The 25,759-nt window shown below is 63.0% G+C and carries 24 protein-coding genes and 1 riboswitch; of the genes, 3 read left to right on the plus strand and 21 right to left on the minus strand.

The features are described from left to right. Positions 1-130: 130 nt before the first annotated feature. Positions 131-616, plus strand: coding sequence for a glutathione peroxidase (locus ABI660_RS03625; protein WP_348065046.1), 486 nt, complete (start codon positions 131-133; stop codon positions 614-616). Here the strand turns inward: ABI660_RS03625 and ABI660_RS03630 are convergent. Then, positions 546-1,733 carry an acyltransferase gene (locus ABI660_RS03630; RefSeq protein WP_348065048.1) on the minus strand — a complete coding sequence of 396 codons (1,188 nt, stop codon included), beginning with the start codon at positions 1,731-1,733 and terminating at the stop codon, positions 546-548. The genes ABI660_RS03625 and ABI660_RS03630 overlap by 71 nt on opposite strands. A gap of 161 nt (positions 1,734-1,894) precedes the next feature. On the opposite strand from ABI660_RS03630, the gene ABI660_RS03635 reads away from it, so the two are divergent. Then, complete coding sequence (locus tag ABI660_RS03635) at positions 1,895-2,767, plus strand: LytTR family DNA-binding domain-containing protein (protein ID WP_348065050.1); 873 nt, start codon at positions 1,895-1,897, stop codon at positions 2,765-2,767. 73 nt (positions 2,768-2,840) lie between these two features. Here ABI660_RS03635 and ABI660_RS03640 read toward each other — a convergent pair whose 3' ends face one another. The 11 genes from ABI660_RS03640 to ABI660_RS03690 all read right to left on the minus strand — a co-directional run bounded on the left by ABI660_RS03640 (position 2,841) and on the right by ABI660_RS03690 (position 12,609). Continuing rightward, entirely contained in the window at positions 2,841-3,527 is a 687-nt protein-coding gene (locus tag ABI660_RS03640) for a YafY family protein (protein ID WP_348065052.1), read from the minus strand. A 352-nt stretch (positions 3,528-3,879) separates the two neighbouring features. After that, positions 3,880-4,350, minus strand: a complete 471-nt coding sequence (locus ABI660_RS03645) for a GyrI-like domain-containing protein (RefSeq protein WP_348065054.1) — start codon at positions 4,348-4,350, stop codon at positions 3,880-3,882. A gap of 103 nt (positions 4,351-4,453) precedes the next feature. Continuing rightward, positions 4,454-4,906, minus strand: a complete 453-nt coding sequence (locus tag ABI660_RS03650; RefSeq protein ID WP_348065056.1) for an EVE domain-containing protein — start codon at positions 4,904-4,906, stop codon at positions 4,454-4,456. Between the two features lie 9 nt (positions 4,907-4,915). Continuing rightward, entirely contained in the window at positions 4,916-5,287 is a 372-nt protein-coding gene (locus ABI660_RS03655) for a VOC family protein (RefSeq protein ID WP_348065058.1), read from the minus strand. Between the two features lie 62 nt (positions 5,288-5,349). Beyond that, positions 5,350-6,597 carry a glycolate oxidase subunit GlcF gene (glcF, locus tag ABI660_RS03660; protein ID WP_348065060.1) on the minus strand — a complete coding sequence of 416 codons (1,248 nt, stop codon included), beginning with the start codon at positions 6,595-6,597 and terminating at the stop codon, positions 5,350-5,352. Beyond that, on the minus strand, positions 6,597-7,694 hold the full coding sequence (gene glcE / locus ABI660_RS03665; protein ID WP_348065062.1) for a glycolate oxidase subunit GlcE: 1,098 nt from the start codon (positions 7,692-7,694) through the stop codon (positions 6,597-6,599). The genes glcF and glcE overlap by 1 nt, the downstream gene beginning before the upstream one ends. 197 nt (positions 7,695-7,891) lie before the next feature. Beyond that, the gene (locus tag ABI660_RS03670; protein ID WP_348065064.1) at positions 7,892-8,821 is read right to left on the minus strand and encodes an SMP-30/gluconolactonase/LRE family protein; all 930 of its coding nucleotides are present in this window, start codon (positions 8,819-8,821) and stop codon (positions 7,892-7,894) included. Beyond that, positions 8,818-9,684, minus strand: coding sequence for an aldose 1-epimerase (locus ABI660_RS03675; protein WP_348065066.1), 867 nt, complete (start codon positions 9,682-9,684; stop codon positions 8,818-8,820). Before ABI660_RS03675 ends, ABI660_RS03670 begins: the two co-directional genes overlap by 4 nt. Before the next feature lie 217 nt (positions 9,685-9,901). Next, positions 9,902-11,437 carry an ammonium transporter gene (gene amt / locus ABI660_RS03680; RefSeq protein ID WP_348065068.1) on the minus strand — a complete coding sequence of 512 codons (1,536 nt, stop codon included), beginning with the start codon at positions 11,435-11,437 and terminating at the stop codon, positions 9,902-9,904. Positions 11,438-11,466: 29 nt separating this feature from the next. Beyond that, positions 11,467-11,805 carry a P-II family nitrogen regulator gene (glnK, locus tag ABI660_RS03685; protein ID WP_007873831.1) on the minus strand — a complete coding sequence of 113 codons (339 nt, stop codon included), beginning with the start codon at positions 11,803-11,805 and terminating at the stop codon, positions 11,467-11,469. Positions 11,806-11,841: 36 nt separating this feature from the next. Then, entirely contained in the window at positions 11,842-12,609 is a 768-nt protein-coding gene (locus ABI660_RS03690; protein ID WP_348065070.1) for a TorF family putative porin, read from the minus strand. A gap of 209 nt (positions 12,610-12,818) precedes the next feature. On the opposite strand from ABI660_RS03690, the gene ABI660_RS03695 reads away from it, so the two are divergent. Beyond that, positions 12,819-14,357 carry a YifB family Mg chelatase-like AAA ATPase gene (locus ABI660_RS03695; RefSeq protein WP_348065072.1) on the plus strand — a complete coding sequence of 513 codons (1,539 nt, stop codon included), beginning with the start codon at positions 12,819-12,821 and terminating at the stop codon, positions 14,355-14,357. Between the two features lie 12 nt (positions 14,358-14,369). Here ABI660_RS03695 and metH read toward each other — a convergent pair whose 3' ends face one another. The 9 genes from metH to def form a co-directional block, all read right to left on the minus strand. Further along, positions 14,370-17,177 (minus strand): methionine synthase, encoded by a 2,808-nt coding sequence (gene metH, locus ABI660_RS03700; RefSeq protein ID WP_348065074.1) that lies wholly within the window; start codon positions 17,175-17,177, stop codon positions 14,370-14,372. Between the two features lie 17 nt (positions 17,178-17,194). Continuing rightward, positions 17,195-17,289: riboswitch (S-adenosyl-L-homocysteine riboswitch) on the minus strand. A 33-nt stretch (positions 17,290-17,322) separates the two neighbouring features. Then, positions 17,323-18,231: a phosphoribosylaminoimidazolesuccinocarboxamide synthase gene (locus ABI660_RS03705; protein WP_348065076.1), complete on the minus strand. Its 909-nt coding sequence runs from the start codon at positions 18,229-18,231 to the stop codon at positions 17,323-17,325. Between the two features lie 93 nt (positions 18,232-18,324). Further along, positions 18,325-19,389 (minus strand): class II fructose-bisphosphate aldolase, encoded by a 1,065-nt coding sequence (gene fba, locus ABI660_RS03710; RefSeq protein WP_348065078.1) that lies wholly within the window; start codon positions 19,387-19,389, stop codon positions 18,325-18,327. Between the two features lie 250 nt (positions 19,390-19,639). After that, the gene (gene pyk / locus ABI660_RS03715) at positions 19,640-21,073 is read right to left on the minus strand and encodes a pyruvate kinase (protein WP_348065080.1); all 1,434 of its coding nucleotides are present in this window, start codon (positions 21,071-21,073) and stop codon (positions 19,640-19,642) included. A 187-nt stretch (positions 21,074-21,260) separates the two neighbouring features. Beyond that, the gene (locus ABI660_RS03720; RefSeq protein ID WP_348065082.1) at positions 21,261-22,454 is read right to left on the minus strand and encodes a phosphoglycerate kinase; all 1,194 of its coding nucleotides are present in this window, start codon (positions 22,452-22,454) and stop codon (positions 21,261-21,263) included. A 291-nt stretch (positions 22,455-22,745) separates the two neighbouring features. Beyond that, positions 22,746-23,075: an AzlD domain-containing protein gene (locus tag ABI660_RS03725; protein ID WP_348065084.1), complete on the minus strand. Its 330-nt coding sequence runs from the start codon at positions 23,073-23,075 to the stop codon at positions 22,746-22,748. Continuing rightward, on the minus strand, positions 23,072-23,761 hold the full coding sequence (locus ABI660_RS03730) for an AzlC family ABC transporter permease (RefSeq protein ID WP_348065211.1): 690 nt from the start codon (positions 23,759-23,761) through the stop codon (positions 23,072-23,074). Before ABI660_RS03730 ends, ABI660_RS03725 begins: the two co-directional genes overlap by 4 nt. A gap of 47 nt (positions 23,762-23,808) precedes the next feature. Further along, the gene (gene fmt, locus ABI660_RS03735; protein ID WP_348065086.1) at positions 23,809-24,792 is read right to left on the minus strand and encodes a methionyl-tRNA formyltransferase; all 984 of its coding nucleotides are present in this window, start codon (positions 24,790-24,792) and stop codon (positions 23,809-23,811) included. 276 nt (positions 24,793-25,068) lie between these two features. Further along, positions 25,069-25,575 carry a peptide deformylase gene (gene def / locus ABI660_RS03740; RefSeq protein ID WP_348065088.1) on the minus strand — a complete coding sequence of 169 codons (507 nt, stop codon included), beginning with the start codon at positions 25,573-25,575 and terminating at the stop codon, positions 25,069-25,071. Positions 25,576-25,759 lie beyond the last annotated feature (184 nt).

Below are 25,759 nucleotides of genomic sequence, written 5' to 3' on the forward strand. Positions count from 1 at the left end.
GCGGAACCGGCTTTGCCGGGCCGCAGGCGCAGCGGCCCCCTCGGGGGGCAGAGAGTTACACGCAGTGAACGAACGTGGGGGCTCAGTCTTCCCGCTGCAGTACAGTGGCAGGTTCAACCAGGAGCGCACCATGAGCAGCATCTACGACTTCGAAGCACGCCAAATCAATGGCAAGGACATCGCACTGTCCGAATTCAAGGGCAAGGTCTTGCTGATCGTGAACACGGCCAGCAAGTGCGGCTTCACGCCGCAATTCGGCGGGCTGGAGGAGTTGCACAAGGCCTACACCGGCAAGGGCCTGGTGGTGCTGGGTTTTCCGTGCAACCAGTTCGGCTCGCAAGACCCCGGCGCCGATGGCGAGATCGCCGAGTTCTGCCAGGTCAACTATGGCGTGAGTTTTCCGATGATGGGCAAGATCGACGTGAATGGCCCGGCCGCGCACCCGCTGTACAAGTGGCTTTCGGCCGAAGCCCCCGGCCTGCTGGGCAGCAAGGCCATCAAGTGGAATTTCACGAAGTTCCTGGTCGGCAAAGATGGCCAGGTTCTCAAGCGTTATGCGCCGACCGACAAGCCTGAAGGTCTGGCGAAGGACGTGGAAGCCGCGCTCGCCGCTTGAGCCCGAACAAGGGCCGAAGCCAGGCGGTACGGCGCACAAGGGCAGTAATCGCCCAACACCCTGCCACCGTCAGCAACACCAGCACCGCAGGCTCCACCGCGGGCCCCAGCTGCAGCGGCGCCAACCACCAGATGGCCACGATGATCACGGTCTGGTGCAGCACATACCAGGGATAGACCGACTCATTGGCCCAGGGCAACCAGCGCCACGGGCGGTTCAGTTTTACGTGGCCCCAGCCCAGGATGGCCAGCAGGGCTGTCCACAGGTACAGGTCGGCGACCAGGCGCACCAACTGGCGTGGCACCGCCAACTCCGAAGGCAGGACACGCAGGCCCAGGCACACCGCCAACAGCACCAGTGCCGCGCCCAGGGCCGGCCAGCGCAAGCGCGCCGCTTCGGCCCACCAGCCTTCGTCCGTGCCTATCCACCACCCATAGAGGAACAGGGTGAAATACACCGCATGCAGCCAGCCGTCGCCGATCAGGTCATGCGTGGGCGGAAAATGCGGCCACAAGGTCAGCGACCACAACACCAGCGGCAGCGCCGGCACCACCAGCAGGGTCGCACCGCGCAGCCCGGCGAACGCCCGGCGCAAGCGCCGGCCGGCAGCCGACTGCAATGCGGGCAACAGCAGGAGCAGCACGCTGGTGTAGAGCCACAGGTAGGGCAGGTACCAGAGGTGGTTCCAGGTGACACCGAAGTCCGAGCCGTCAAACGCATTTTTCGGCCAGGGCCCGCCGGCGGCGTAACGCAGCAGGAAGGCGCCGAAACCCGGTGCGATGCTGCCGTTGGCCACACCCTGGGCGTAGGCCTGGAAAGGCACGACGACCGCCATGCCGAAAACCAGCGGCAGCAGCAGCCGCCAGCTGCGCTGGCGGAACAGGGCGCGCGCGCCCTGGCCCCGTTGCAGAAAACCCAGGGCCAGACCCGAAATCAGGAAGACCAGGTCCATGCGCCATAAATTAAGCGCCCGCATGGGCAGCTGCAGCCACTCGGCCGCATGCGGGCTTTTCAGATGCCAGGGCCAGTCGGCCACGTAATACATGGCCACGTGGTAGAGGATGACCAGGCCAAAGGCCAGGGCGCGCAGGGCATCGATGTCGTGACGACGATTCATTGGGGGCCTCAGGCAGGAAGATGAACGATGAACGGATTTTTGAACCGCAAGCGGCCCAGGGGGCGGTGATTGGGACGAGGCGGGGGCAGTTTGTGACCAGCGGCGGCCCGCGGGGAGGAAAACCGGCAGGCATCTCCCGGGGCCGGCCCTAGACTAGCGGCATGGCTGACAACATGGACACCGGGAACCCCTGGCTGGCGCACTACCTGTCCTACCGGCGCGCCGCCGAAATCGGCTACTGGGTGGTGGTGCTGACCGTCCAGATGTTGTTCAACAGCATCACGACCTGGATAGACCGGCGCCATATTCCTTTTGTTGAGCCTCTGGTCTGGGAACTGTCGAGCAGCTTGACCGTGGGCCTGCTGATTCCGGCGCTGGTCGCTTTCGAGCGGCGTTTTCCCTTGCACTGGGCCACGCTGCGCCGCAATCTGCCCTGGCATCTGGCGGGCACCTTGCTGTTTTGCGGTGCACATGTGCTGGTGATGATGGCCCTGCGCAAGGCGGCCTATGCCGCCGTGGGCGCCAGCTACGCGCCCGGCCCCTGGGCCAGCGTCTTCGCCTACGAGTACCTCAAGGACGTGCGCAGTTATGTGCTGATTCTTGGCGCGCTGGTCAGCTACCGTCTGCTGCTGCTCCGCCTGCAGGGTGAGGCGCGCGTGCTGGATGCGCCCGAAACCGCCGCCGGCACCGCGCCTGCGGCCGGCGCGGCGGCACGGCCGGAGCGCTTCCTGGTGCGCAAGCTGCGCAAGGAATTTCTGATTGCGGCCACAGACATCGAATGGCTGCAGGCCCAGGGCAACTACATTGGCATCCACGTCAACGGCCACGACTACCTGCTGCGCTCCACCCTGGCGGATTTTCTGGGCCAGCTGGACCCGGCACGGTTTGTCCAGGTGCACCGCAGCTTCGCCGTCAACCTGGACCGTATTGCCGAAATCGAGCCGCTGGACAGCGGTGACGCCCGCCTGCGCATGAAGGATGGCAGCCAGGTGCCCTGCAGCCGTCGCCACCGCGACGCCCTGGGGGGTAGTTAGAAACCAAATCAGGCTTCAGCCCTTTAAATACGGGCGCAAGAAGCTATTGATTCAATAGCAACTGAAGTCTGCACTAAAGGACGGGCGCGCCGACATGGCGCAGAAAATCCGCCAGCGTTTTGCCGGCTTCCTGCGGGAAGCCGCCCTCCAGCACCTCCATAGACTGGATGCGGTCGATGCGAAAGCTGCGGAAGTCCCGGCGCGCTTCACACCAGGCCGCCAGCGTCCAGACCTTGCCCCAGAAAAAGCAGCCCAGCGGACGGATCGTGCGCCGGCTGGTTTTGTCTTGCGGGTCGCGGTAATGCAGTTGCACCTTGCGCCTGGCCTGGACGGCTTCACGCAGTTGCTGCAGGCGCTGCTGGTTGCCGGTGTCGCCCCCGATGAGGGGCGCATAAATGGCCAGGCTTTCTGCCGCCGCGCGGGCAGCGGCCGGCAAGACCGACATGATTTTCCCCAAGGCATCTTCTGCCTCGCGGGCCAGGCCGGGGTCCAGGCCCTGCTGCGCCAGGCGCACCGAGGCCACCAGTGCCTTGGCTTCCTCCCGCGTGAACATCAGGGGAGGCAGCTCGAAGCCGGAGCCCAGCCGGTAGCCCACGCCGGCCTCGCCTTCGATGGGCACGCCCTGGTGCTGCAGCTCGGCCACGTCGCGGTAAATGGTGCGTTCGGACACCGCCAAGCGCCCGGCCAGGTGTGCCGCCGTGCTGAGCCGGCGGCCCCGGATGAGCTGGACCAGTTGGAACAGGCGATCGGCGCGGCGCATGGATGAAGTGTTTTTTTGAGGCTAGTACCGCAACCTGGAAGTAGCGAAACAAAATGAAAGTGATGGATTCGTGCCCAGGGCAAGGCGCAAGCCGCAGCGAAGGCTGGGCGCCTTCGCAAGGGTTGCAACGCCGCCATGGGTGCGAAGACGCGCTTTCATGTTTCGATACTTTCGGGTTGCGGTACTAGAGCCCATTATCCACGGGCACCAGCAGCTATTAAAAAAGTAGCGATCAAAAACCAGCCGAAGCAGCAGGCGGTCCGGCCTTCAAGGTTTGAGCAGTTCTTTTCGTCGTCTTCCACCGGAAAACGTTTGCCTTTGTGCGCCATCACGTGGCCCTGCTGCCTTGGCCTCAGGCCTTGATGCCAATGTGAATGGCAACTTCGTCGGGCCCCTGATAGGCCTCGAAATCCGTGGCATAGCTGCGCTGTATTTCGGGGTGGGTCTGGAAAAATTGCCAGATCGCACCCCAGGTTTGCACCACCACCTGCGGCATGGCCCCTTTGGCCGTGAAGACCAGGTACTCACCAGGCTGGATCTCCACCGTGTGCCATGCAGCGCCGGCGGCAGGCGCAGAAACAGCAGCACCGGCGGTCACGTCGAAGGCGCCGGTGTAGTCGGTTTCGTAGGCGGAATAAACCCCGTACATGCGTGGGTCCGGCAGCCGGCCGGGGATTTTTTCGAACAGCCCGTCGGCAAAAAATCGGCCCCAATGTCCGGCCAGCCGGGCCGTGTGGGGATCCTGCTCGTCCTGGTTGGTGGTGCGCACCATGATGCCGGAAATCAGAAAGGCGGCGGCAAGGGTCTGGCGGGTAGGTTGCATAAAAAACTCCGGTGAAGATGAAACAAGCCCGATGCTGAGCCAGGGCTGCTGACAGCGTATTGTCAGCAGCCCTGGCCCTGAACAGGATGGGCAGGCTGGAGGATCAGGCGGCAAGCGCCAGACGCCCCAGGTCTGCCAGCATGGCCTGCGCAATGAGACGCATGTCATGGTCATTGACCTCGAACAAGCCAAAGCGGAACTTGTAGCCCCAGCGCTGGCGGTCTTCCACAAACTCGAACTGGTCCAGCAAGGGCAGGATGGACACCTCTTGCGCAGTCAGGTACGCGACATCGCGCCGGTAAGGCACAAAGCCGCCGCCCATGTCAAATGCGTAAGGGACACCCTCCTGGACAACACCGATGGACACAAAGCGCTGGAAGTTGTCTTTCGCGCCAAACGTGATGGTGCGCGAGTAGTACGCCACACGGTCACCCGGCGCCACGCGCTTGAGCGGTGCAAGCTTGCCGTGCCCGACCTGCATGTAGCCACTGTCGGGTTTCTCGCAGCCCCAGCGGGCATGCTGGGCGCTGGCCACGGCAATCCAGTTTTTGCGCATGGCGGCAGCTCACGCCAGGGCGTGCAAACCCACCCGGTTGCCATCCAGGTCGGTGATGTGCGCAAAAAACCCCATGCCGGGTGGCAGGGCCTGCCTGCCGAGCGCAATGGCCCCGCCAGCCTTGGTCACCCGCGTCAGCGCTGCGTCCAACGAAGGAGAAGCGTCGAGGTAGACCAGTGTGCCGCTGGCACTGGGCGCAGGCGCCGTGGGGCCAGCCATGAGGCAGCCGCCCACGCCTTCACCCTCATAGGGAAACACGGCGCCTTCGGAGGGCCCCATGGGTTCGCGACGCATTTTGCAGTTCAGCGCGGCTTCGTAAAAGGCCTGGGCACGGTCGAGTTGGGTGCTGGGAATTTCAAACCAGCTGATGGCGTTTTTCATCAAGGGCTCCTGTTGTGTTGAAGAAGCCTTGATGATGACGGGGGGCTACTGACAACGTAGTGTCAGTAGCCCTGGCCGGAACTTGCACTCAAGGCTTCGTCGAGAATTTCCACCCAGTGCCTGACCGGCGTGGCCGTGCCGCTTTGCAGGTGCGTGATGCAGCCGATGTTGGCCGACACGATGAGCTCTGGTGCCATGTCCTGGAGGTGGCCCAGCTTGCGGTCGCGCAGCTGGGTGGCAATCTCCGGCTGCAATACTGAATAGGTGCCGGCAGAGCCGCAGCACAGATGCGCTTCGCAGCTGGCCACCTTCACGTTGAAGCCGAGCACGCCCAGGTGCTTTTCAACACCGCCGCGTAACTGCTGGCCGTGTTGCAGGGTGCAGGGCGGGTGAAATGCAATGGTGCCGCCTTTGGTTTCGGAGGAGATTTTTTCGCGCAGAACATCGACCAGCTCGGGCAGCAGCTCGCTCAGGTCGCGTGTCAGTTCGCTGATACGCGCCGCCTTGGCCGCATACGCCGCGTCGTCCTGAAGGATGTAGCCGTACTCCTTGACGGTGACGCCGCAGCCCGAGGCGTTCATGACAATGGCCTCGACACCCGCCTCCACATGCGGCCACCAGGCGTCGATGTTGCGGCGCATCTCGGCCTGGCCGCCGTCCTGGTCGTTCAGGTGAAACTTCACAGCCCCGCAGCAGCCGGCCTTGGCCGCAACCACGGTCTGAATGCCCGCTGCATCGAGCACGCGCGCCGTCGCGGTGTTGATGTTGGGCATCATCGCGGGTTGCACACAGCCGGCGAGCAAAAGCACCTTGCGCGCGTGTTCACGTTCAGGCCAACGCCCTGCCGCTTGACGGGCAGGCACCTTGGCTTTCAGCGTCGCAGGCAGCAGGCCGCGCACGGCCTGGCCGACTTTCATGGCCGGTGCAAACAGCGGTGAGGGCAAGCCTTCCTTGAGGGCCCAGCGCACCGTGTTTTCGAGCGCGGGCCGCGGCACACGTTCATCCACCAGCTTGCGGCCGATGTCTACCAGATGGCCGTATTGCACGCCGCTGGGGCAGGTGCTCTCGCAGTTGCGGCAGGTCAGGCAGCGATCCAGATGCAGCTGTGTCTTGCGCGTCGGCGCCTCGCCTTCAAGCACCTGCTTGATCAGGTAGATGCGCCCGCGTGGGCCGTCAAGCTCGTCGCCAAGCAGCTGGTAGGTGGGGCAGGTGGCAGTGCAGAAACCGCAATGCACACACTTGCGCAGAATCGCTTCCGCGGCCAGGCCATCGGCCGTGCCCTGGAATTCGGGGGAAAGATTGGTTTGCATCAGAAGTCGAGGTACAGCCGGCCGCGGTTGAAGATGCCGGCGGGATCGAATTCTTTTTTCAGCTGGCGGTGAATCCGGTCCAGCGGCGGTTTTAATGCATCAAATCGACTTTCAGCCCTTATCTGGCGGGCGCTATCAGCTATAAAAAGCGTAGCGTGCCCGCCAGCATGCGCGGTGATCTCGCGCAGCCGCGCGCCGTCGTCCGGCGCGGCACGCACCCAACGCAGGCCACCGTGCCACTCGACCAGCGGCGGCTCGGGCAGCTCCAGCACGGGTGCTGTCTGCGGCAGCGACAGGCGCCACAGATCCCGCTCGCCACGCGCCAGGAACCAGGGCAGTTGCTGGTCGCGGCACAGCGTCCAGTCGGGCGCCACGGCGGCGTTGTGCTGGCGTTCACCACCCATCGTTTTGCAGGCGGCATCCACAGCGGCAACCGCCCCGCGCAGGCGCAGATAAAGCGTGGGCAGGCCGGCATCTTCCACCCAGCAGCTGGCGTTGAGCGGCAGCGGCAGCCCGCCCCAGCGGTTCAGCTGCGCCAGCGCCTGGGCCTGGTTCATCTGGAACTTCAGCGTGGCTTCGGCTGGCGCCACCGGCAGCACCTTGAGGCTGACCTCGGTGATCAGGCCCAGCGTGCCCATGGCACCGGCCATCAGGCGCGACACGTCATAACCCGCCACATTTTTCATGACCTGGCCGCCGAAAGTGAGCAGCTCGCCCCTGCCGTTGATCATCGTCAGGCCCAGCACATAGTCACGCACGGAACCCACACTGGCACGCGCCGGGCCGCTCAGACCGGCGGCGACCATGCCGCCCACCGTGGTGTCCGGCCCGAAATGCGGCGGTTCGAAAGGCAGGCACTGACCGCGTTCGGCCAGCACGGCCTCAAGCTCCGCCAAGGGCGTGCCGGCCCGCACGGTGACAACCAGCTCGGTCGGCTCATAACTGGTGATGCCGACCAGCGGCGCGGTCTCCAGCAGTTCACCTGCAGGCGGCTCGCCATAAAAGTCCTTGCTGCCGCCGCCGCGTATGCGCAAGGCCGTACCGGCCGCCGAGGCGGCACGCACTTGATCGATGATCAATTGAAGCGCTGAATCCATGGCGCTGATGGTAAGGCGGGCCGCTGCTGCGCAGTTTGATTTTTTTGAACGGCGGCCGTTCGGTTTTTTACGGTAACGAAACTACCCCCCCGCAGCAGATGGGTGTACGCCAGTGCCATCGTGGCGCCGGCTTTGCCGGGCCACAGGTGGCGTCCCCTGTAGGGGAAGACGCCGAAGGCGGCTCAGGGGGTGAGTAGTTAACCAGCGAAAAAATTGACGGGCAGGCCGGGTACATCCACCCGCATCGAAAACACACACCCGGACTGCGGCATGGCTTCGAGCTCTGCAGCCGGTCGGCCATGGCGCGCTGTGGTGAGGTACAGCGTTTGCAGGTCGTCGCCGCCGAAACACACCATCGTCGGGCACTGCGCCGGCGTCGCCACCTCGGCCAGCACCTCGCCATCGGGCGAGAGCTTGAGCACACGCCGGCCCTCGAACATGGCGACCCAGTAGTTGCCTTGGCTGTCCACCGCCGCGCCGTCGGGGCGGCCGCCATACCCGGGCATGCCTGGTTGCCAGCCCGGGGGCTTGAGGGGAAACTGCCGAAACACACGTGGCCCTTGCAGAATGGTGGCGGCAGCGTCCCAGTCCCAGGCATGGACCACATGAGCGGTGGTGTCGGCCCAGTAGAGCGTGCGGCCGTCGGCCGACCAGGCCAGGCCGTTGCCCACGGTCGCGCCACCGGCCATGCGGGCCAGCGCCGGCGCGTGCCCATCGCGACAATCCAGGCAGTACAGCGCGGCTTCGCGCGCGTCACGCGGCTCGTAAATCGTGCTGGCCCAGAAACGGCCCAAGGTGTCGCACTTGCCGTCGTTGAAGCGGCTGGTCCTGGTGTCATGCAGGGCCGCGGCCAGTTTCTCGAGCGGGCCGCCCCAGCTGCGGGCGCGGTAAATGCCGTCGCGCAGGGCGATCACCAGACCGCCGCTGCGCGCCGGTGCAATACAGCCCGGCTCCAGGTCATGCGGCGCTGCCATGGCCCAGCTTTCCACCGTGCCCATGAATACATTGCCGCGAAAGATTTTTTTCGACGGGATGTCAACCCAATACAGCATCTGCTCGTCCGGGTGCCAGAACGGCGACTCACTCACTTCGCAGGGCTCAGCCGCCAAGGCTTGCCAAGTGCTCATGCGGCGCGCTCCACCTGGATGCTCATGTGCGCGCTCATGGATTCGCCGGGCGCCAGCACCCGCACGCCGAGATCTTCGGCGCGGCCTGCGCCGGCCTGTACCAGGTTGATGGCATTGTTGACGTGGCTGACCGGCTCGATGGCAACAAAGTCGCGGCTGGTGTTGGTGAAAACCACCAGCCGGTTCAGGCTGGAGGTGATACGTGCGTACATTTTTTCGTCGCGCAGATGCACCATGCCGCTCCAGCCGTCAAAGCAGTGGTCCACGTCCAGGGCCGCGCAGTCTGCGTCCAGGCCGCGCGAGGGTTCGCGGTGCGTCGGCAACTTTTCGTCGCTCATCTCCCAACGCCCCGTCGCTTCAAACGCAACGCGGCTGCCGGGTCTTTTGACGAAGTAGGGGTGCCAGCCGAGGCCCGCAGGCGCGGGCGTGGGTGCCTGGTTGGTCATGCTGAGCGTGAGCTCCAGGGTGTTACCGCTGAGCCGAAAAGTCTGCGAGGCATCGAAAGCAAACGGCCAGAACGGGTCGGCCCGGTGTTCACAGGCCAGCATCAGGAGCTGGTCATCCTGGTCTAGCACCTGCCAGGGCCGCTGCCAGCCCAAGCCATGAATGGCGTGCGGTTCGGAGCCGTTGTTCTGCACAAGTGGGTGGCTGGTGCCCTGCCATTTCAGCGTGGCATGGCCGACCCGGTTGGAAAACGGCACCAGGGGGTAGCTGCCTGCCAGCCGGACCGATGTCAGTTCCTTAGCGGGAGTGGAACGCAGGACGGGAAGCTCGCCGAGCCAGAGGCCGGCGATGCAGCCTCCCAGCTCGGGCTTGATGTCGCAACGCAAGCTGGCGCTGGACAGTGTGATGGGTCCACTCATGGCGCCTCCGGGGAGGGCTGTGAACAAGGGTGAGCGTGAGGTTTCATGGCATCTCCTGCAGCCATTGTGCACCGGCAGGAGAGCACCGCCCGCACAAAAAAAGGCCCGCCAGAACCGGAGTTCTTGCGGGCCCAACATCCAAAGGAGACTCTCGCTATTTATCTCAAATTCATTCAACCTGCCGTGGCCGCCCAGAAGCAGCCACGGCTTGTGCCAGTTAGCGGCTGTAAGCGGTTTCGCCGTGCGACGTGATATCCAGGCCTTCGCGCTCGTCTTCTTCGCTGACACGCAGGCCGATGGTCAGGTCCACGATCTTGTAGGCGATGAAGGCCACTACGCCGGACCACACGACAGTGATCAACACCGCCTTGAGCTGGATCCAGACTTGGGCGACGATGGAGTAGTCAGCAGCTGTGACCATGGTGGCCGTCACCCAGTCGGCCACGTAGCCGGGGCCGCCCAGGCTTGGCGAGTTGAACACGCCAGTCAGCAGGGCGCCGAGGATACCGCCGATGCCGTGCACGCCGAACACGTCGAGCGAGTCGTCGGCGCCAAGCAGCTTCTTCAGCCCATTGACACCCCAGAGGCAGGCAAAACCTGCAGCCAGACCGATGACCAGCCCGCCGCCGATGCCGACATTGCCGGCTGCCGGCGTGATCGCCACCAGACCAGCCACTGCACCGGAAGCCGCACCCAGCATGGAAGCCTTACCGCGCATCAGCGCTTCGCCGACGCACCAGGCCAGCACCGCGGCTGCCGTGGCACCCAGGGTGTTGATGAAGGCCAGGGCAGCGAAGCCGTTGGCTTCCAGCGCAGAGCCTGCGTTGAAACCAAACCAGCCGACCCACAGCAATGCCGCACCTACCATGGTCAGTGTCAGGCTGTGTGGTGCCATGGCTTCCTTGCCGTAACCAATGCGTTTGCCCACCATGTAGGCGCCAACCAGACCGGCCATGGCGGCGTTGATGTGCACGACGGTACCGCCAGCGAAATCAAGCGCACCCGACTGCCAGATGTAACCCGCTTTGGCGTTCATGCCATCGACCACATCCTTGGCGGTGTAGGCATCGGGCCCCATCCAGAACCAGACCATGTGCGCCATAGGTGCGTAGCTGAAGGTGAACCAGAGGACCATGAACATCAGCACGGCACCGAACTTCATGCGTTCTGCAAACGCACCGACGATCAGCGTGCAGGTGATGGCTGCAAAGGTCGCCTGGAAGGCAGCAAACACGATCTCGGGAATCACAACACCCTTGCTGAAGGTCGCGCCATTGGCAAAGGTGCCGGCGACGTTGTCCCAGATGCCTTTCATGAACAGCCGGTCGAATCCGCCGAAGAAGGCGTTGCCCTCGGTGAAGGCCAGACTGTAGCCATAGATGAACCACAGCACCACGATCATTGAAAAGGTCACCATGACCTGCATCAGCACCGACAGCATGTTCTTGCTGCGGACCAGGCCGCCATAGAACAGGGCCAGGCCGGGAATGGTCATCAGGATGACCAGCATGGTCGAGACCATCATCCACGCGGTGTCGCCCTTGTTGGGAACGGGGGCAGGGGCAGCAGGTGCTGCGGCTTCGGCGGCAGCGGGCGCGGCCACCGCTGCGGGAGCTGCTACAGCCGCAGCAGGAGCGGCAGGTGCAGCGGCTTCGGAAGCGGCAGGAGCGGCAGCAGGCGCCTGCGCCAGGACGGCAGCAGCACCAGTGAACAGGCTCAACCCCAATGCCAGGGAAAGAAGTAGTTTTTTCATGTCTATGTTCTCTTTTTTCAGGATGAGGCTTACAGCGCTTCTTTGCCGGTTTCGCCCGTGCGAATGCGCACGACTTGCTCCAGGTTGTAAACGAAGACCTTGCCGTCGCCTATCTTGCCGGTGCGGGCTGCGCCCTCCACGGCTTCAATCACGCGATCGACCAGATCGTCGGACACTGCCGCTTCGATCTTGACCTTGGGCAGAAAGTCCACGACATATTCAGCGCCGCGGTAAAGCTCGGTGTGGCCCTTCTGGCGACCGAAGCCCTTGACCTCGGTCACGGTGATGCCCTGCACGCCAATGCCGGAAAGCGCTTCGCGCACTTCATCCAGCTTGAACGGTTTGATGATGGCCGTTACCAGTTTCATAAAATTCTCCTTTGGCTCAGATTGCGCCGTGTTGCTTCAGAAATTTTTCTTGATCGAGAAAACCAGGCCATCCTTGGCCAGGTCACGGGTGCCGGAACCTGGCAGCGTGTACGCCCCACCCAGGCCATTGGTTCCCACGACGGCCAGGCTCATGACCAGCCCGTCGATGTCTTTGTTAACGGCCAGAGAATAATCGGAATAGGAATTGCCGTTCTTGATTTTTTGAGCGCCGACGTGCGGGACGATGGACCAGCCCGAGCCCAGATCAAAATTCGCGCTGAGGTCGAGGTAGCCGCTATTTTTGCTGTTGGCCGTGCCAAACAGGTTGGTCGTGGCATGCGAGTATTTGGCCGTCACGATACCAAAGGTAAGGGCGCCATACAACTCAAAAGTGTTGGGGCTCACGAAGCCAGGCGTCTTCTTCAGGTTGTTGCCGGCGTACCAGTAATACAGGCCACCCACGTCATAACCCAGGCCTTCGGTCAGGGAGCCCTTGTAGCCGCCGTAGAGGTCAATTTCAACCGGCCCTTTGGTGGTGTTGGGGTTGGCGGTGCTGTCTTTCAGCCAGGTGATGGACGAAGCCCACGTGCCAACGTAAAACCCGCTGCTGTGCGCGTAGTCAATGCCGCCATTGATCGCCGGCTTCTTGCCGGTTTGCGAAATGCCGCGATAGCGATAGTCGGTCGTGGCGCCCACGTTGTAGGACAAGGTGGATTCCGGCGCAGGAGCTGCTGTCTGGGCAAAGGCCGAACCGGCAAGCGCCAGAACCATCACCAGCATAGATTTTTTGACGGCGAATTTCATACGAACTCCATAGATAGTTAAAGTGGGGACTGCTTTAGACAGGGATCAATTAGCACGGAGCGTGCCAAAAACTTCAGCAGCGCCAATGTTGTGCACCGGTCCATTTGTAAAGCTCTCGAGTTACAACATGGTGAGAACAAACGCAAACCGCACCAAATAGGTGCTTTTCTATGTGCCCCCTATTGGTGCATAGGGAGGGAGGAGGAACAATGAGCTTATCTTTAGTGCAAAGCCGCGCCCTTTTGGGTATGCAGGCTCATCCAGTCTGTGTGGAAGTGCATCTGGCCAACGGCTTGCCGAGTTTCACGCTGGTGGGGCTGGCGGAAACTGAAGTCAAGGAAGCACGGGAGCGGGTGCGTTCAGCCATCCAGAACACCGGGCTGGAGTTCCCTGGCAACAAGCGCATCACCGTCAACCTGGCGCCGGCTGACCTACCTAAAGACTCCGGCCGCTTCGACCTGCCTATCGCTTTGGGCATTCTGGCTGCCAGCGGACAGATAGCCACCGGCAAGCTGGCCGGCTATGAGTTTGCCGGTGAGCTGTCGCTGGGCGGAGAATTGCGCCCCATACGCGGGGCACTGGCCATGAGCCTGGCGTTGCCAGGGCAATGTGCCGGCCAGGCGCGGCCCAAACTGGTGCTGCCCGGCGGCAGCGCCGAGGAAGCCGCGCTGGTGCCGCATGCCGAGGTTTACCGTGCACATCATCTGCTGGACGTGGTCCGGCAGTTTTTGCCGGGCGATACGGTTCCAGAAGACACGCCGGGCTGGGCCCGGGTGCAGGCCAGCACGCAGCAGCAGCCCGCGCCTTACCCCGACCTGTCCGACGTCAAAGGGCAGGCGGCCGCCAAGCGGGCTCTGGAAATTGCCGCCGCGGGCGGCCACAGCCTGCTGATGGTGGGAGCGCCAGGTTCGGGCAAATCCATGCTCGCCCAGCGTTTTGCCGGACTGCTGCCCGCAATGACCACTGAAGAGGCACTGGAAAGCGCCGCCATCGCCTCGCTGGGCGGCCGGTTTTCGCTGGACAAGTGGGCGGTCCGGCCCACTTGCGCGCCGCACCACACGGCCAGCGCAGTAGCCCTGGTCGGCGGAGGCTCGCCGCCGCGTCCCGGCGAAATTTCGCTGGCCCACCAGGGCGTTTTGTTTCTAGACGAACTGCCCGAGTTCCCAAGAACCGCCCTGGAAGCCCTGCGCGAGCCGCTGGAGTCCGGCACCATCACGATCTCGCGCGCAGCCCAGCGCGCCGAGTTTCCCGCGCGCTTCCAGCTGATCGCCGCGATGAACCCCTGCCCCTGCGGCTACCTGGGCTCCAGCCTGCGCGCCTGCCGCTGTTCGCCGGACCAGGTTTCACGCTACCAGGGCAAACTCAGCGGCCCGCTGCTGGACCGCATTGACCTGCATGTGGAAGTGGGGGCGCTGGCTGCCGATGAACTGGTCAACGCGCCGCCTGGTGAAGGCACTGCCGGTATCCGGGAGCGGGTGGTCGCAGCGCGCGAACGCGCCATGGCGCGTCAGGACAGTAGCAACCAGGCGCTGCAAGGTAAAGCCATTGACACGCAATGCCAGCTCGATGACGCCGCAGCCAAATTCCTGAACACCGCGGCTGCGCGCCTGGGCTGGTCCGGGCGCAGCATCCACCGCTGCCTGAAGGTTGCGCGCACGATTGCCGACCTGGCCGGTGCGCAGGCCGTGCAGGTCACGCATGTGGCCGAAGCGGTGCAGTACCGGCGCGCGCTCAAGGCAGCGTCGTAAAACCGGCGGCCCCTAAAGAAGAGGCGCCAGCAAACGCTGTAAATCCTCGGCTTTGGCACCACGCCTTTTGGCCAAGTCCTGCAACTGGTCGTCGCCGATCTTGCCGACGTTGAAATACACGCTTTGCGGGTGGCTCAGGTAGAAGCCGCTGACGCTGGCGGCCGGTGTCATGGCCAGGCTGCTGGTCAGCGCCATGCCGATATCACCGGCCTGCAGCAGCTCGAACATGTCCTTCTTGACGCTGTGGTCCGGGCAGGCCGGGTAGCCGGGCGCGGGGCGTATGCCCTGGTATTTCTCGGCAATCATGTCCTCGGTACCCAGGGTTTCGCCGGCGACGTAGCCCCACAGGTCTTGGCGCACCCGCTTGTGCATGGCTTCGGCAAACGCTTCGGCCAGCCGGTCAGCCAGCGCCTTGAGCATGATGGACGAATAGTCGTCGTTGTCGTCGTTGAAGTACTTTTCCTTCTTCTCGGCACCCAGGCCGGCCGTGACGGCGAAGAGGCCGATGTAATCCTCGATTTTTGAGTCTTTTTGGCCTCCAGCCCCCGCCAGTTGTGCGTTAGCAGCTATCAAATCAGGAGCCGGCATTTTGGGTGCGACAAAATCCGACAGGCAGCGGCTGGGCCGCATCACCCCGTCGAGTGCGGTTTTTTCAGCCTGCTGGCGCAGCCCGTACCAGGTCATCGCCACCTCGCTGCGCGACTCATCCGTATAGATCTCGATGTCGTCGCCGACGCTGTTGGCCGGGTACAAACCGATCACACCACTGGCGGTCAGCCAGCGGCCTTCGATCAGGCGCTTGAGCATGCGTTTGGCGTCGCCAAAAACGCGCACCGCTTCCTCGCCCACCACTTCGTCTTTCAGGATGGCCGGGAAGGGGCCAGCCAGATCCCAGGTCTGAAAGAACGGGCCCCAGTCGATGTACTCCGCCAGCTCTGCCAGGTCGAAGTTCTTGAACACGCGGCGGCCAATGAACTTGGGCTTGGGCGGGGTGTAGCTGGCCCAGTCTATCGGCGTTGCATTTGCGCGGGCCTTGGCCAGCGGCCACATCGGTGTCTGCTTTTTGTTGGCGTGCTGGGTGCGTACCTTGTCGTAGTCGGCGTTGAGTTCGTCGATGTATTTAGCCGCCTGGTCACTCAACAAACTTTGGGCGACGCTGACGCTGCGCGAGGCGTCGGGCACGTACACCACCGGGCCTTCGTAATGCGGCGAAATCTTCACCGCCGTGTGCACTCGGCTGGTGGTGGCGCCGCCAATCATCAGCGGAATCTTTTTGATGCGGAAGTGATCGTCCTTCTGCATCTCGCCGGCGACGTATTGCATTTCTTCCAGGCTAGGCGTAATCAGGCCGGACAGGCCCACGATGTCCGCGCCCTCTACCTTGGCACGCGCGAGGATCTCGTGGCAGGGCACCATCACGCCCATGTTGACCACCTCGAAGTTGTTGCACTGCAGGACCACGGTCACGATGTTCTTGCCGATGTCGTGCACGTCGCCCTTGACGGTGGCGATGATGATCTTGCCCTTGGTCTTGACGTCGTCGCCGGCGGCCTCGAGCAGCAGTTTCTCTGCCTCGATGTAGGGAAGCAGATGCGCCACCGCCTGCTTCATCACGCGGGCACTTTTCACCACCTGCGGCAAGAACATCTTGCCCTGGCCAAACAAATCACCAACGACGTTCATGCCGTCCATCAACGGGCCTTCGATCACATGCAGCGGCCGACCGCCGTCGGCGAGGATGGCCTGGTAGACCTCTTCGGTGTCTTCGGTGATGAACTCGTTCATGCCGTGGACCAGCGCGTGCGACAGGCGCTGGCGCACCGGCAACGCGCGCCACTCGTTGCGCTTGCTGTCGTCCTTGGCGCCACTTTTTGCGGTTTCGGCGACTTCAATCAGGCGCTCGCTCGGGCTCAGGTGTTCCTCGCCGTCCTTGTAGACCGGCGTGCGGTTGAGCACCACGTCCTCGACGCGTTCGCGGAGCGTGGGCTCCAGGTCGTCGTACACGCCGACCATGCCGGCATTGACGATGCCCATGTCCATGCCGGCCTGGATCGCGTGGTAGAGGAAGACGGTGTGGATGGCTTCGCGCACCGGGTCGTTGCCGCGGAAGGAAAAGCTCACGTTGGAGACGCCGCCCGACACCTTGGCGCCCGGCAGGTTCTGCTTGATCCAGCGCGTGGCATTGATGAAGTCCACCGCGTAGTTGTTATGCTCCTCAATGCCGGTGGCAATCGCGAAGATGTTGGGATCGAAAATGATGTCTTCCGGCGGAAAATCCAGCTCATCGACCAGCACGCGATAGGCGCGCTCGCAGATCTCGATCTTGCGTTCGTAGGTGTCGGCCTGGCCTTTTTCGTCGAAGGCCATGACTACGGCGGCGGCGCCGTAACGCTTGAGCAGCTTGGCCTGGTGCTTGAAGGGCTCGAGCCCCTCTTTCATCGAGATCGAATTGACGATGCCCTTGCCCTGGATGCAGCGCAGGCCAGCCTCGATCACGCTCCACTTGGAGCTGTCGATCATGATGGGCACGCGTGCGATGTCGGGTTCGCTGGCGATCAGGTTCAGGAAACGCACCATGGCGGCCTGGCTGTCCAGCATAGCCTCGTCCATGTTGATGTCGATGATCTGCGCGCCGTTTTCGACCTGCTGGCGCGCCACCACCAGCGCCTGCTCGTACTCGCCGTTGAGGATCATGCGGGCAAAGGCCTTGGAGCCTGTGACATTGGTGCGCTCGCCGATGTTGACGAACAACGCGCCCGCGCCTATGGCGACCGGCTCAAGGCCGGACAACTTCATGGGGGGAACCTGGATTTCGGACATTCACTCACCTCTAGCATCAAAGGTGAGCGCCGTTGCAAAGGCAGGCCAAAAAGAGTCCTGCTGTCACCCAAGCCTGACGAAACGGGGTTTCGCTGCAACGCTCCTTGGGTTGGGCGTATTTTAGACCAAGGCGTGGGTCTGTGGCTCAGGCGGTCAGCCGCGTCAGCGCTTCCTGGTACTTGGCGGCGGTTTTCTCGATCACGTCCTGCGGCACGCGGGGTGCCGGCGGGGTTTTGTCCCAGGGCTTGCCGTTGACCAGGGTCTGCTCCAGCCAGTCGCGCACAAACTGCTTGTCGTAGCTGGGCGGGTTCAGGCCCAAGGCAAAAGCCTCCTGATACCCTTCGACCGGCCAGTAGCGCGACGAGTCGGGCGTCAGCACCTCGTCCATCAGCGTCAGCGTACCGTTTTCATCCAGACCGAACTCGAACTTGGTGTCAGCAATGATGATGCCCTTGGTCAGGGCGAAAGCCGCCGCTTCCTTGTAAATCCGGATGCTGGTGTCGCGGATCTGGGCAGCCAGCTCCGGGCCGACCACCCTGACCACCTGCTCATAACTGATGTTTTCGTCATGCTCCCCGACCGCCGCCTTGGCCGCTGGCGTGAAGATCGGCTCGGGCAGCTTGGAGGCATTTTTAAGCCCTGCCGGCAACGAAACGCCGCACACCGACCGGCTCTCCTGATATTCCTTCCAGCCGCTGCCCGCCAGGTAGCCGCGCACCACGGCCTCGACCGGGATCGGCTTCAAACGCCTGACCAGCATGGAGCGGTCCCTGACCTGCGGTATTTCGGCAGCGGTCACCACGCTTTCAGGCGCTTCGCCGGTCAGGTGATTCGGGCAGATGTGGCCCAGCCTGCCGAACCAGAACAGCGCCATCTGAGTGAGCAGCGCGCCCTTGCCCGGGATCGGCTCGCCGAGGATCACGTCGAAAGCGCTGAGGCGGTCGCTGGCGACCATCAGCAGCCGGTCTTTGCCGACCGCATAGTTGTCGCGAACCTTGCCGCGCGCCAGCAGGGGCAGGGAAGTCAGGGCCGAGGTGTGGAGTGCGGAGGTCATGGATGCTTGCCAAAGTAAAAAAGCCCGCTGATGCCAGCGAGCTTTCAATTATCGCCCGTTCGAAAACCGGCGCAGGAAGTGAGGTGTCCCCGGTTAATGCACCACCTGGGCCAGCTCGCCCTTGGCGTATTTGGCGGCCACCACCTGCAGGGTGTCGCCCTTGATCTTGGCGCCCTGACCTTCGCAGCCGAATTCGATGTAACGCTGCTTGCAGATCGCCTTGGCGGCTTCGCGGGCGGGCTTGAGCCATTCGCGGGCGTCGAACTTCTCGGGGTTTTCGGCCAGGAACTTGCGCACGGCGGCCGTCATCGCCAAGCGGATGTCGGTGTCGATGTTGATCTTGCGCACGCCATGCTTGATGGCTTCCTGGATCTCTTCCACGGGCACGCCGTAGGTTTCCTTCATGTTGCCGCCGTACTGGCGGATCAGCGCCAGCAGCTCCTGCGGCACCGAGGACGAGCCGTGCATCACCAGGTGGGTGCTGGGAATGCGCTTGTGGATTTCCTTGATGCGGTCAATCGCCAGGATGTCGCCGGTGGGCTTGCGTGTGAACTTGTAAGCGCCGTGGCTGGTACCGATAGCAATCGCCAGCGCGTCAATCTGGGTCTGCTTGACGAAGTCGGCGGCCTGCTCGGGGTCGGTCAGGAGCTGCTCGCGCGTCATGGTCGCGTCGGTGCCGTGGCCGTCTTCTTTGTCGCCTTTCATGGTTTCCAGCGAACCGAGGCAGCCCAGCTCGCCCTCGACCGTTACGCCATAGCGGTGCGCCAGCTGCGAAACCTTTTTGGTGACTTCGACGTTGTACTCGTAGCTGGCGATCGTCTTGCCGTCTGCTTCGAGCGAGCCGTCCATCATGACCGAGGAGAAACCGAGGTCGATGGCGCCCTGGCAAACGTCGGGGTTCTGGCCGTGGTCCTGGTGCATGACCAGCGGAATCTGCGGGTAGGCCTCGATGGCGGCCTGGATCAAATGCTTGATGAAGGCTTCACCGGCATATTTGCGCGCGCCAGCGCTGGCCTGCAGGATCACCGGCGCACCCGTTTCCTTCGCTGCTTCCATGACAGCCTGGACCTGCTCAAGATTGTTGACGTTGAAAGCCGGAATGCCGTAGCCGTTGAGGGCTGCATGGTCCAGCAGCTCGCGCATGGAAACGAGTGCCATAAGAAATATCCCCAGAAAAGGTTGAACAGATCGCGGTAACTGACCGGTAACTTCGCCTATTTTACCCGTCGGGCCGGCCAGATTGCCCCGTCAGAGAGCGGATAGGTGGCGTCCTTTGTCGGTCTGGCACGATCAGCGCTGTAGGACAACCGTTATCTGCCTGTGCGCGGCTGGAGGCTGGTCACCAAGCCAGGCTTTTGCATCCCAGCCATGCGGGACGCCCCGGCTGGGAGCCAGGAGCAAAAAGCCTTCAGGCGACGCGGCAGATCTTGAGCATGTTGGTGCCACCGGGAGCGCCCATGGGTTCGCCGCAGGTGATGGCGTAGACGTCGCCGCTTTGCACGATGTCCCTGCGCAGCAGATGGCCTTCCGCCTGCTCCAGCGCGGTGTCCCGGTCGGCGCTCTGGTCCATCAGCAGCGGACGCACGTTGCGGTAGAGCGCCATCTTCCGCTGCGTTGCCAGGCGAGGCGTCAGCGCATAGATCGGCACGCGAATGTCATGGCGGCTCATCCACAGCGGGGTGGAACCGCTGTCGGTGAGCGCCACGATGGCCTTGGCGCCGAGATGATAGGCCGTGAACAACGCGCCCATGGCAATGGACTGGTCAATGCGCGTGAAGGTCTTGCCGCTGAAATCGGCGTCGAGCGCCGCGTATTCGGCTTTTTCGGCTTCCAGGCAGATGCTGGCCATTTCTTCAATGGTCTCCAGCGGGTACTTGCCCGCGGCGGTTTCAGCACTGAGCATCACGGCGTCGGTGCCGTCGAGCACGGCGTTGGCCACGTCGCTGACCTCGGCACGCGTGGGCACAGGGTTGAGAATCATGCTCTCCATCATCTGGGTTGCGGTGATGACGACCTTGTCCATGGCGCGGGCCATCTTGATCATGCGTTTTTGCAGAGCGGGCACTGCCGCGTTGCCCACCTCAATCGCCAGGTCGCCGCGCGCGACCATGATGCCGTCGCTGACTTGCAGGATCTCTTCGAGCTTGGGAATAGCCTCGGCCCGCTCGATCTTGGCGATCAGCCCCGGCTTGTGCTTGTAGGGCGCCGCGGCCACATTGCACAGCTGACGGGCCATTTCCATGTCGGTGGCGTTTTGTGGAAAGCTCACTGCCACATAGTCGGCCTGAAAACTCATGGCCGTCTTGATGTCTTCCATGTCCTTGCCGGTCAGAGCCGGCGCGGTCAGGCCACCGCCTTTTTTGTTGATTCCCTTGTTGTTCGACAGGAAGCCGCCCACCTTGACGGTGGTGAGCACCTCTTCGCCGCGCACCGAATCAACCGTCAGCACGATCAAACCGTCGTTGAGCAGCAGCACGTCACCGGCGCGCACATCACGTGGCAATTCTTTGTAGTCCAGCCCCACGCCCTTGATGTCACCGGGCTCCTGGCGGGAGGCGTCGAGCACGAATTTGGCGCCGGCCTCCAGCATGACCTTGCCTTCGGCAAATTTCCCAACGCGGATTTTTGGGCCCTGCAGGTCGGCCATGATGGCGACCTCCACACCGGCGCGCTGGGCAGCTTCGCGCACCATGGTGGCCCGGTCGACGTGGTCCTGCGCCGTGCCGTGGCTGAAGTTCAGGCGCACCACGGTCACGCCAGCGCGAATCATTTTTTCAAGCAGCGCCGGATCGCTGGAAGCGGGGCCAAGGGTGGCAACAATTTTGGTGGCGCTGCTGTACATGTCTGTCTCCTGTAATGGGGCTCGATTCTCACACGGAACCAGTTACATGCCGGGTACATGCAAGCCGCGTAAACCGGGGGCTTGGCACTGGCATCACGGTTAAGCGGAAAACATGATCAAATCAGCCTCTAGCCCTTTAAACATAAGCGCTGACAGCTATACTTTTAATAGCAATGACTCGCGAGCATCAGCCTGCAGCGCGTTTCTGCAGGATCTCAAACGCAGGCAGGGTTTTGCCTTCCAGCACTTCGAGGAAAGCCCCGCCACCGGTCGAGATGTAGCCCACCTCTTTTTCAATGCCGTATTTGGCGATGGCGGCCAGGGTGTCGCCGCCGCCGGCGATGCTGAAGGCCGGACTGGCAGCAATCGCCCGCGCAATGGTTTGGGTGCCGCCCTCAAAAGCAGCAAACTCGAACACACCTACCGGGCCGTTCCAGACAATGGTGCCGGCTGCCATCAGTTGGTCGGCCAACTTCTTCGCGGTTTGCGGACCGATGTCCAGAATCAGGTCATCCGCCACCACCTCGGTGGCCTGTTTGGCTGTGGCGGGGGAATCGGCGCTGAAGGCCTTGGCGGTCACCACATCGGTGGGAATCGGCACCTCGGCGCCGCGGGCCTTCATGGCCGCCATGACGGCCCGCGCTTCGTCCAGCAGTTCGCGCTCGGCCAGGCTGTTGCCGATGGGCAGGCCGCTGGCCAGCATGAAAGTGTTGGCAATGCCGCCGCCCACAATCAGCTGGTCCACCTTGCCGGCCAGCGCCTTGAGAATGGTCAGCTTGGTGGATACCTTGCTGCCGGCCACGATGGCCACCAGCGGCCGCTTCGGGTTGGCCAGAGCTTTGGAAATCGCATCCATCTCGGCGGCCAGCAGCGGGCCGGCGCAAGCTGTTTTTGCATACTGCGCAATGCCGTAGGTGGAAGCTTCCGCACGATGTGCGGTGCCGAAGGCGTCATGCACAAAAATATCGCAGAGCGCCGCCATCTTGCGCGCCAGCGCCTCGTCGTTTTTCTTCTCACCCTTGTTGACGCGGCAGTTCTCCAGCAGCACGAGTTGGCCCGGCTGCACGGTCACACCGTCCACCCAGCCGGACACCAGCGGCACCTCACGCTTCATGAGCTCACCCAGGCGCTGCGCCACGGGCGCAAGCGAGTCCTCAGGCTTGAACTGTCCTTCCGTCGGCCGGCCAAGATGGGAGGTGACCATGACCGCAGCGCCCGCATCGAGCGCCATCTGGATGCAGGGAATCGAAGCGCGGATGCGGGTGTCTTCGGTGATGTGGCCCGCATCGTCCTGCGGCACATTGAGGTCCGCTCGGATAAAAACTCGCCGGCCTTTGACCAGCCCCTGAGAACACAGATCGGAAAAACGGATGAAGTTCATGAAAGCTCGCAATGGAAGGTGGACCAAATCGCCCAAAAGATCAAATTGTAGGTGCGCTATCGCTGCGGACCGTGAGCGACCGTAACGACTCGGTACAGGCCTCTTTTCAAGCAGGGGCCGCGGATCTGGCTTTGCCAGTCCGCAGGCGCAGCGGCCCCCTCGGGGCTGGTGCCTGCGGCTCTAAACCTGCTTGAGCAGGTTTGGACAGGCGCCAGAAGCGAGGCCTCTGGCGAGCGGCGGCCTGCAAGGTGCGGGCGCTACACGCAGTGAGCAACCGTGGGGGCCATATCCTCACCAACCCAGGCCAATGTGCAAGGGCAGGTAAACCGCCATGCCCGCGATGATGGTGCCCAGCACGCCCCCGCACCAGAAAAACCAGGCAGCTCCGGCCAGCGCTGCAAACACGCGGGCGTCTTGCCAAGTGCCGATGAACTGACCCTGCGTCATCACGATTTCCGGCACGATGACCGCCGACAGGGCCGCAATCGGCGCATAGTGCAGGCCGCGCTGCGCCCAGCCTGGCAACGTCCAGGGCTTGCTGGAGATAAAAAAGAACGAGCGCGTGATCACCGTGACCACGGCCAAGCCAAGAATGGTCAGTACCGTCCAGCTATCAGTCACGCCGCACCCTCTGCTTTGGACGGTGGGGCCCCGGGTTTCTCGAGCATCAGGCAGACAGCCACCGCCGCGGCGATCGCTACCAGGATGTTGAGTTTGAGCGGCAGGGCAAAGGCTGCCACCGCGGCCGCACTGGCGACGCCGGCGGAAATCACACGCAAGCGACTGCTGGCCAGTGAACACAGGATGCCGAACAGAGCCAGGATGCCGGCGAACCCCAGCCCCCAATGCATTGGGATCGCGTTGGCCAGGGCGATGCCTAGCAGACTGGCACCTACCCAGCTGAACCAGCCCATGGCGCAGTTTCCCGCGAGATAGGCCTCTTGGGCGCGCAGCGCCGCAGCATCGTCGGGCGGTACCGGATGCGGATGGCGGTTCGTGAACATCACATAGGTCAGATCAGCCGTAAAGTAACCGCTGATCAACCGCCGCCACAGGGGCTGGTGCATGAAGTAGGGCCTAAGGTGGGCGCTGAATACGGCAAACCGCAGATTCACGCAAAAGGCCGTGGCCAGAATCACCCACATCGGCGCGCCAGCAAGAATCAGCGGCACGGCAGCGAGCTGCGAACTGCCGGCAAACACAATCACGCCCATGAGCACCGCTTCAAAGAGGCTCATGCCTGACTTGACCATGGCCACGCCAGTCATCAGGCCCCAGGCGGCCGTGCCAGCCGCGACCGGTGCCATGTCGCGTGCACCCCGGCGAAATTCCGGATGCCGCAGCAGCGCCGCGGTCAAGCAGCCTTCCCCGGGCTGCCTTGAAAAACCATGCCGGTCTGCAGGGCAAACCCGCGCAGGAACTCAGCCACCTCCAGTGTTTTACCCCCCGGTTTTTGCAGCCGGACGGCACGCAGCACACCTTCGCCGGTGGCAATATCCACGCCTTGCGGGCCAGCGGCCAGTACTTGCCCAGGCAGGGCACCTTCAGGCACCGCGCACCCCGGCAGCACGGTAGCGAGCCAGAATTTGACGGGCTCGCCCGCCAGCAGGCCGGCGGCGCCGGGGAAAGGGTTGAAGGCACGGACGCGCCGTTCGATCACGGCCGCGCTCTGTGTCCAGTCGATCACCGCTTCATGTTTTTCGATCTTGTGGGCATAGGTGATGCCTTGGTCGGGTTGCCGCACTGGCTGGAGACCGCCGCAGGCCGCAAGCTCCAGGGTCTCGACCATCAAACGGCCACCCAGCGCAGCCAGCTTGTCATGCAAGGTCGCCGTGGTGTCGACCGGCTGGACGGCCAGTTTTTCAACCCGCAGCATGTCGCCTGTGTCCAGGCCGGCATCCATCTGCATGATGGTGATGCCTGTTTCGGTGTCCCCAGCCGCGATGGCGCGATGAATCGGCGCCGCCCCGCGCCAGCGCGGCAACACGGAAGCATGAATATTGAAGCAGCCCAGCCGGGGCGTGTCCAGCACCCACTGGGGCAGGATCAGGCCATAAGCAGCAACCACCATGGCGTCCGCCTGCGCCGCCTCAATGGCCAAACGCGCAACACCGGCATCCTCCGGGTATTTACCGTCGAGACGCAGGCTGCGCGGCTGGCCCACAGGAATATGCTTTTCCAGGGCAAACTGTTTGACACTGGAGGCGTGCAGTTTCATGCCACGGCCGGCCGGCCGGTCCGGCTGGGTCAGGACAAGGGGAATTGCAAAACCGGCAGCATGAAGCTGCGCAAGGGCCACACTGGCAAATTCGGGGGTACCGGCAAAAATGACACGCATTGACGCATTTTCGCCGAGTACCGGCTGCTACCAGAGTGGCCACCTAATTTTCAATCAACTGCTTAGCGGTGAATGCGCCCCCTCGGGCATTCTCTTCATACCAGCAAGGGCCGCGGATCTGGCTTTGCCAGTCCGCAGGCGCAGCGCCCCCTCGGGGCTGGTGCCTGCGGCTCCGAACCTGCTTGAGCAGGTTTGGACAGGCGCCAGAAGCGAAGCCTCCGGCGAGCGGCGGCCTGCAAGGTGCAGAGAGCGACACGCAGTGCGCGAACGTGGGGGCTAACCCACCTCCTTCTGCTGCTTGAGCATCTTGGTCCTGATGCGATTGCGTTTCAGCGGAGAAAGGTATTCAACAAACACCTTGCCCAGCAAATGATCCATCTCGTGCTGGATACATACCGATAACAGGCCTTCGGCGCTATGGATCTGCGCCCGCCCCTCCAGATCCAGCGCTTTCACGCGGACGGCGCTGGCCCGCTGTACGCCATCGTAAACACCGGGTACCGACAGGCAACCTTCGTCGTTGACCTGGGTTTCCGGGCTGGCCCAGACAATTTCGGGGTTGATCAGCACCAGCGGCTGGTCCCTGCCTTCGCTGACATCGATGACCACAAGGCGTTCGTGCACATTCACCTGGCTGGCGGCCAAGCCAATACCTTCTGCCGCGTACATGGTTTCCAGCATGTCGGCGACAAGGCTGCGGATACGGGTGTCCACAGCCGCAATAGGCCGGGCCACGGTATGCAGGCGCGGGTCCGGGTAACGAAGAATGGTCAGTTGAGTCATGGTGGCAGGCAATCAGATGTCGCTATTTTCGCTAATTTTCGCTAATTTTCAGTGTTCTGGTTGCCGCCAAATCGCATATTCGTTGCCTAATCAAGGGCTTAAGTACAAAATCGCTAGTGATTTATCAAGTTACAAACTCGGCACACGGCCTTAGGGCTCCAAGGCCGTGCAAGCCCCAAGGGCC

This window comes from Polaromonas sp., from assembly GCF_039930745.1.
Classification (GTDB): Bacteria; Pseudomonadota; Gammaproteobacteria; order Burkholderiales; family Burkholderiaceae_C; genus Polaromonas.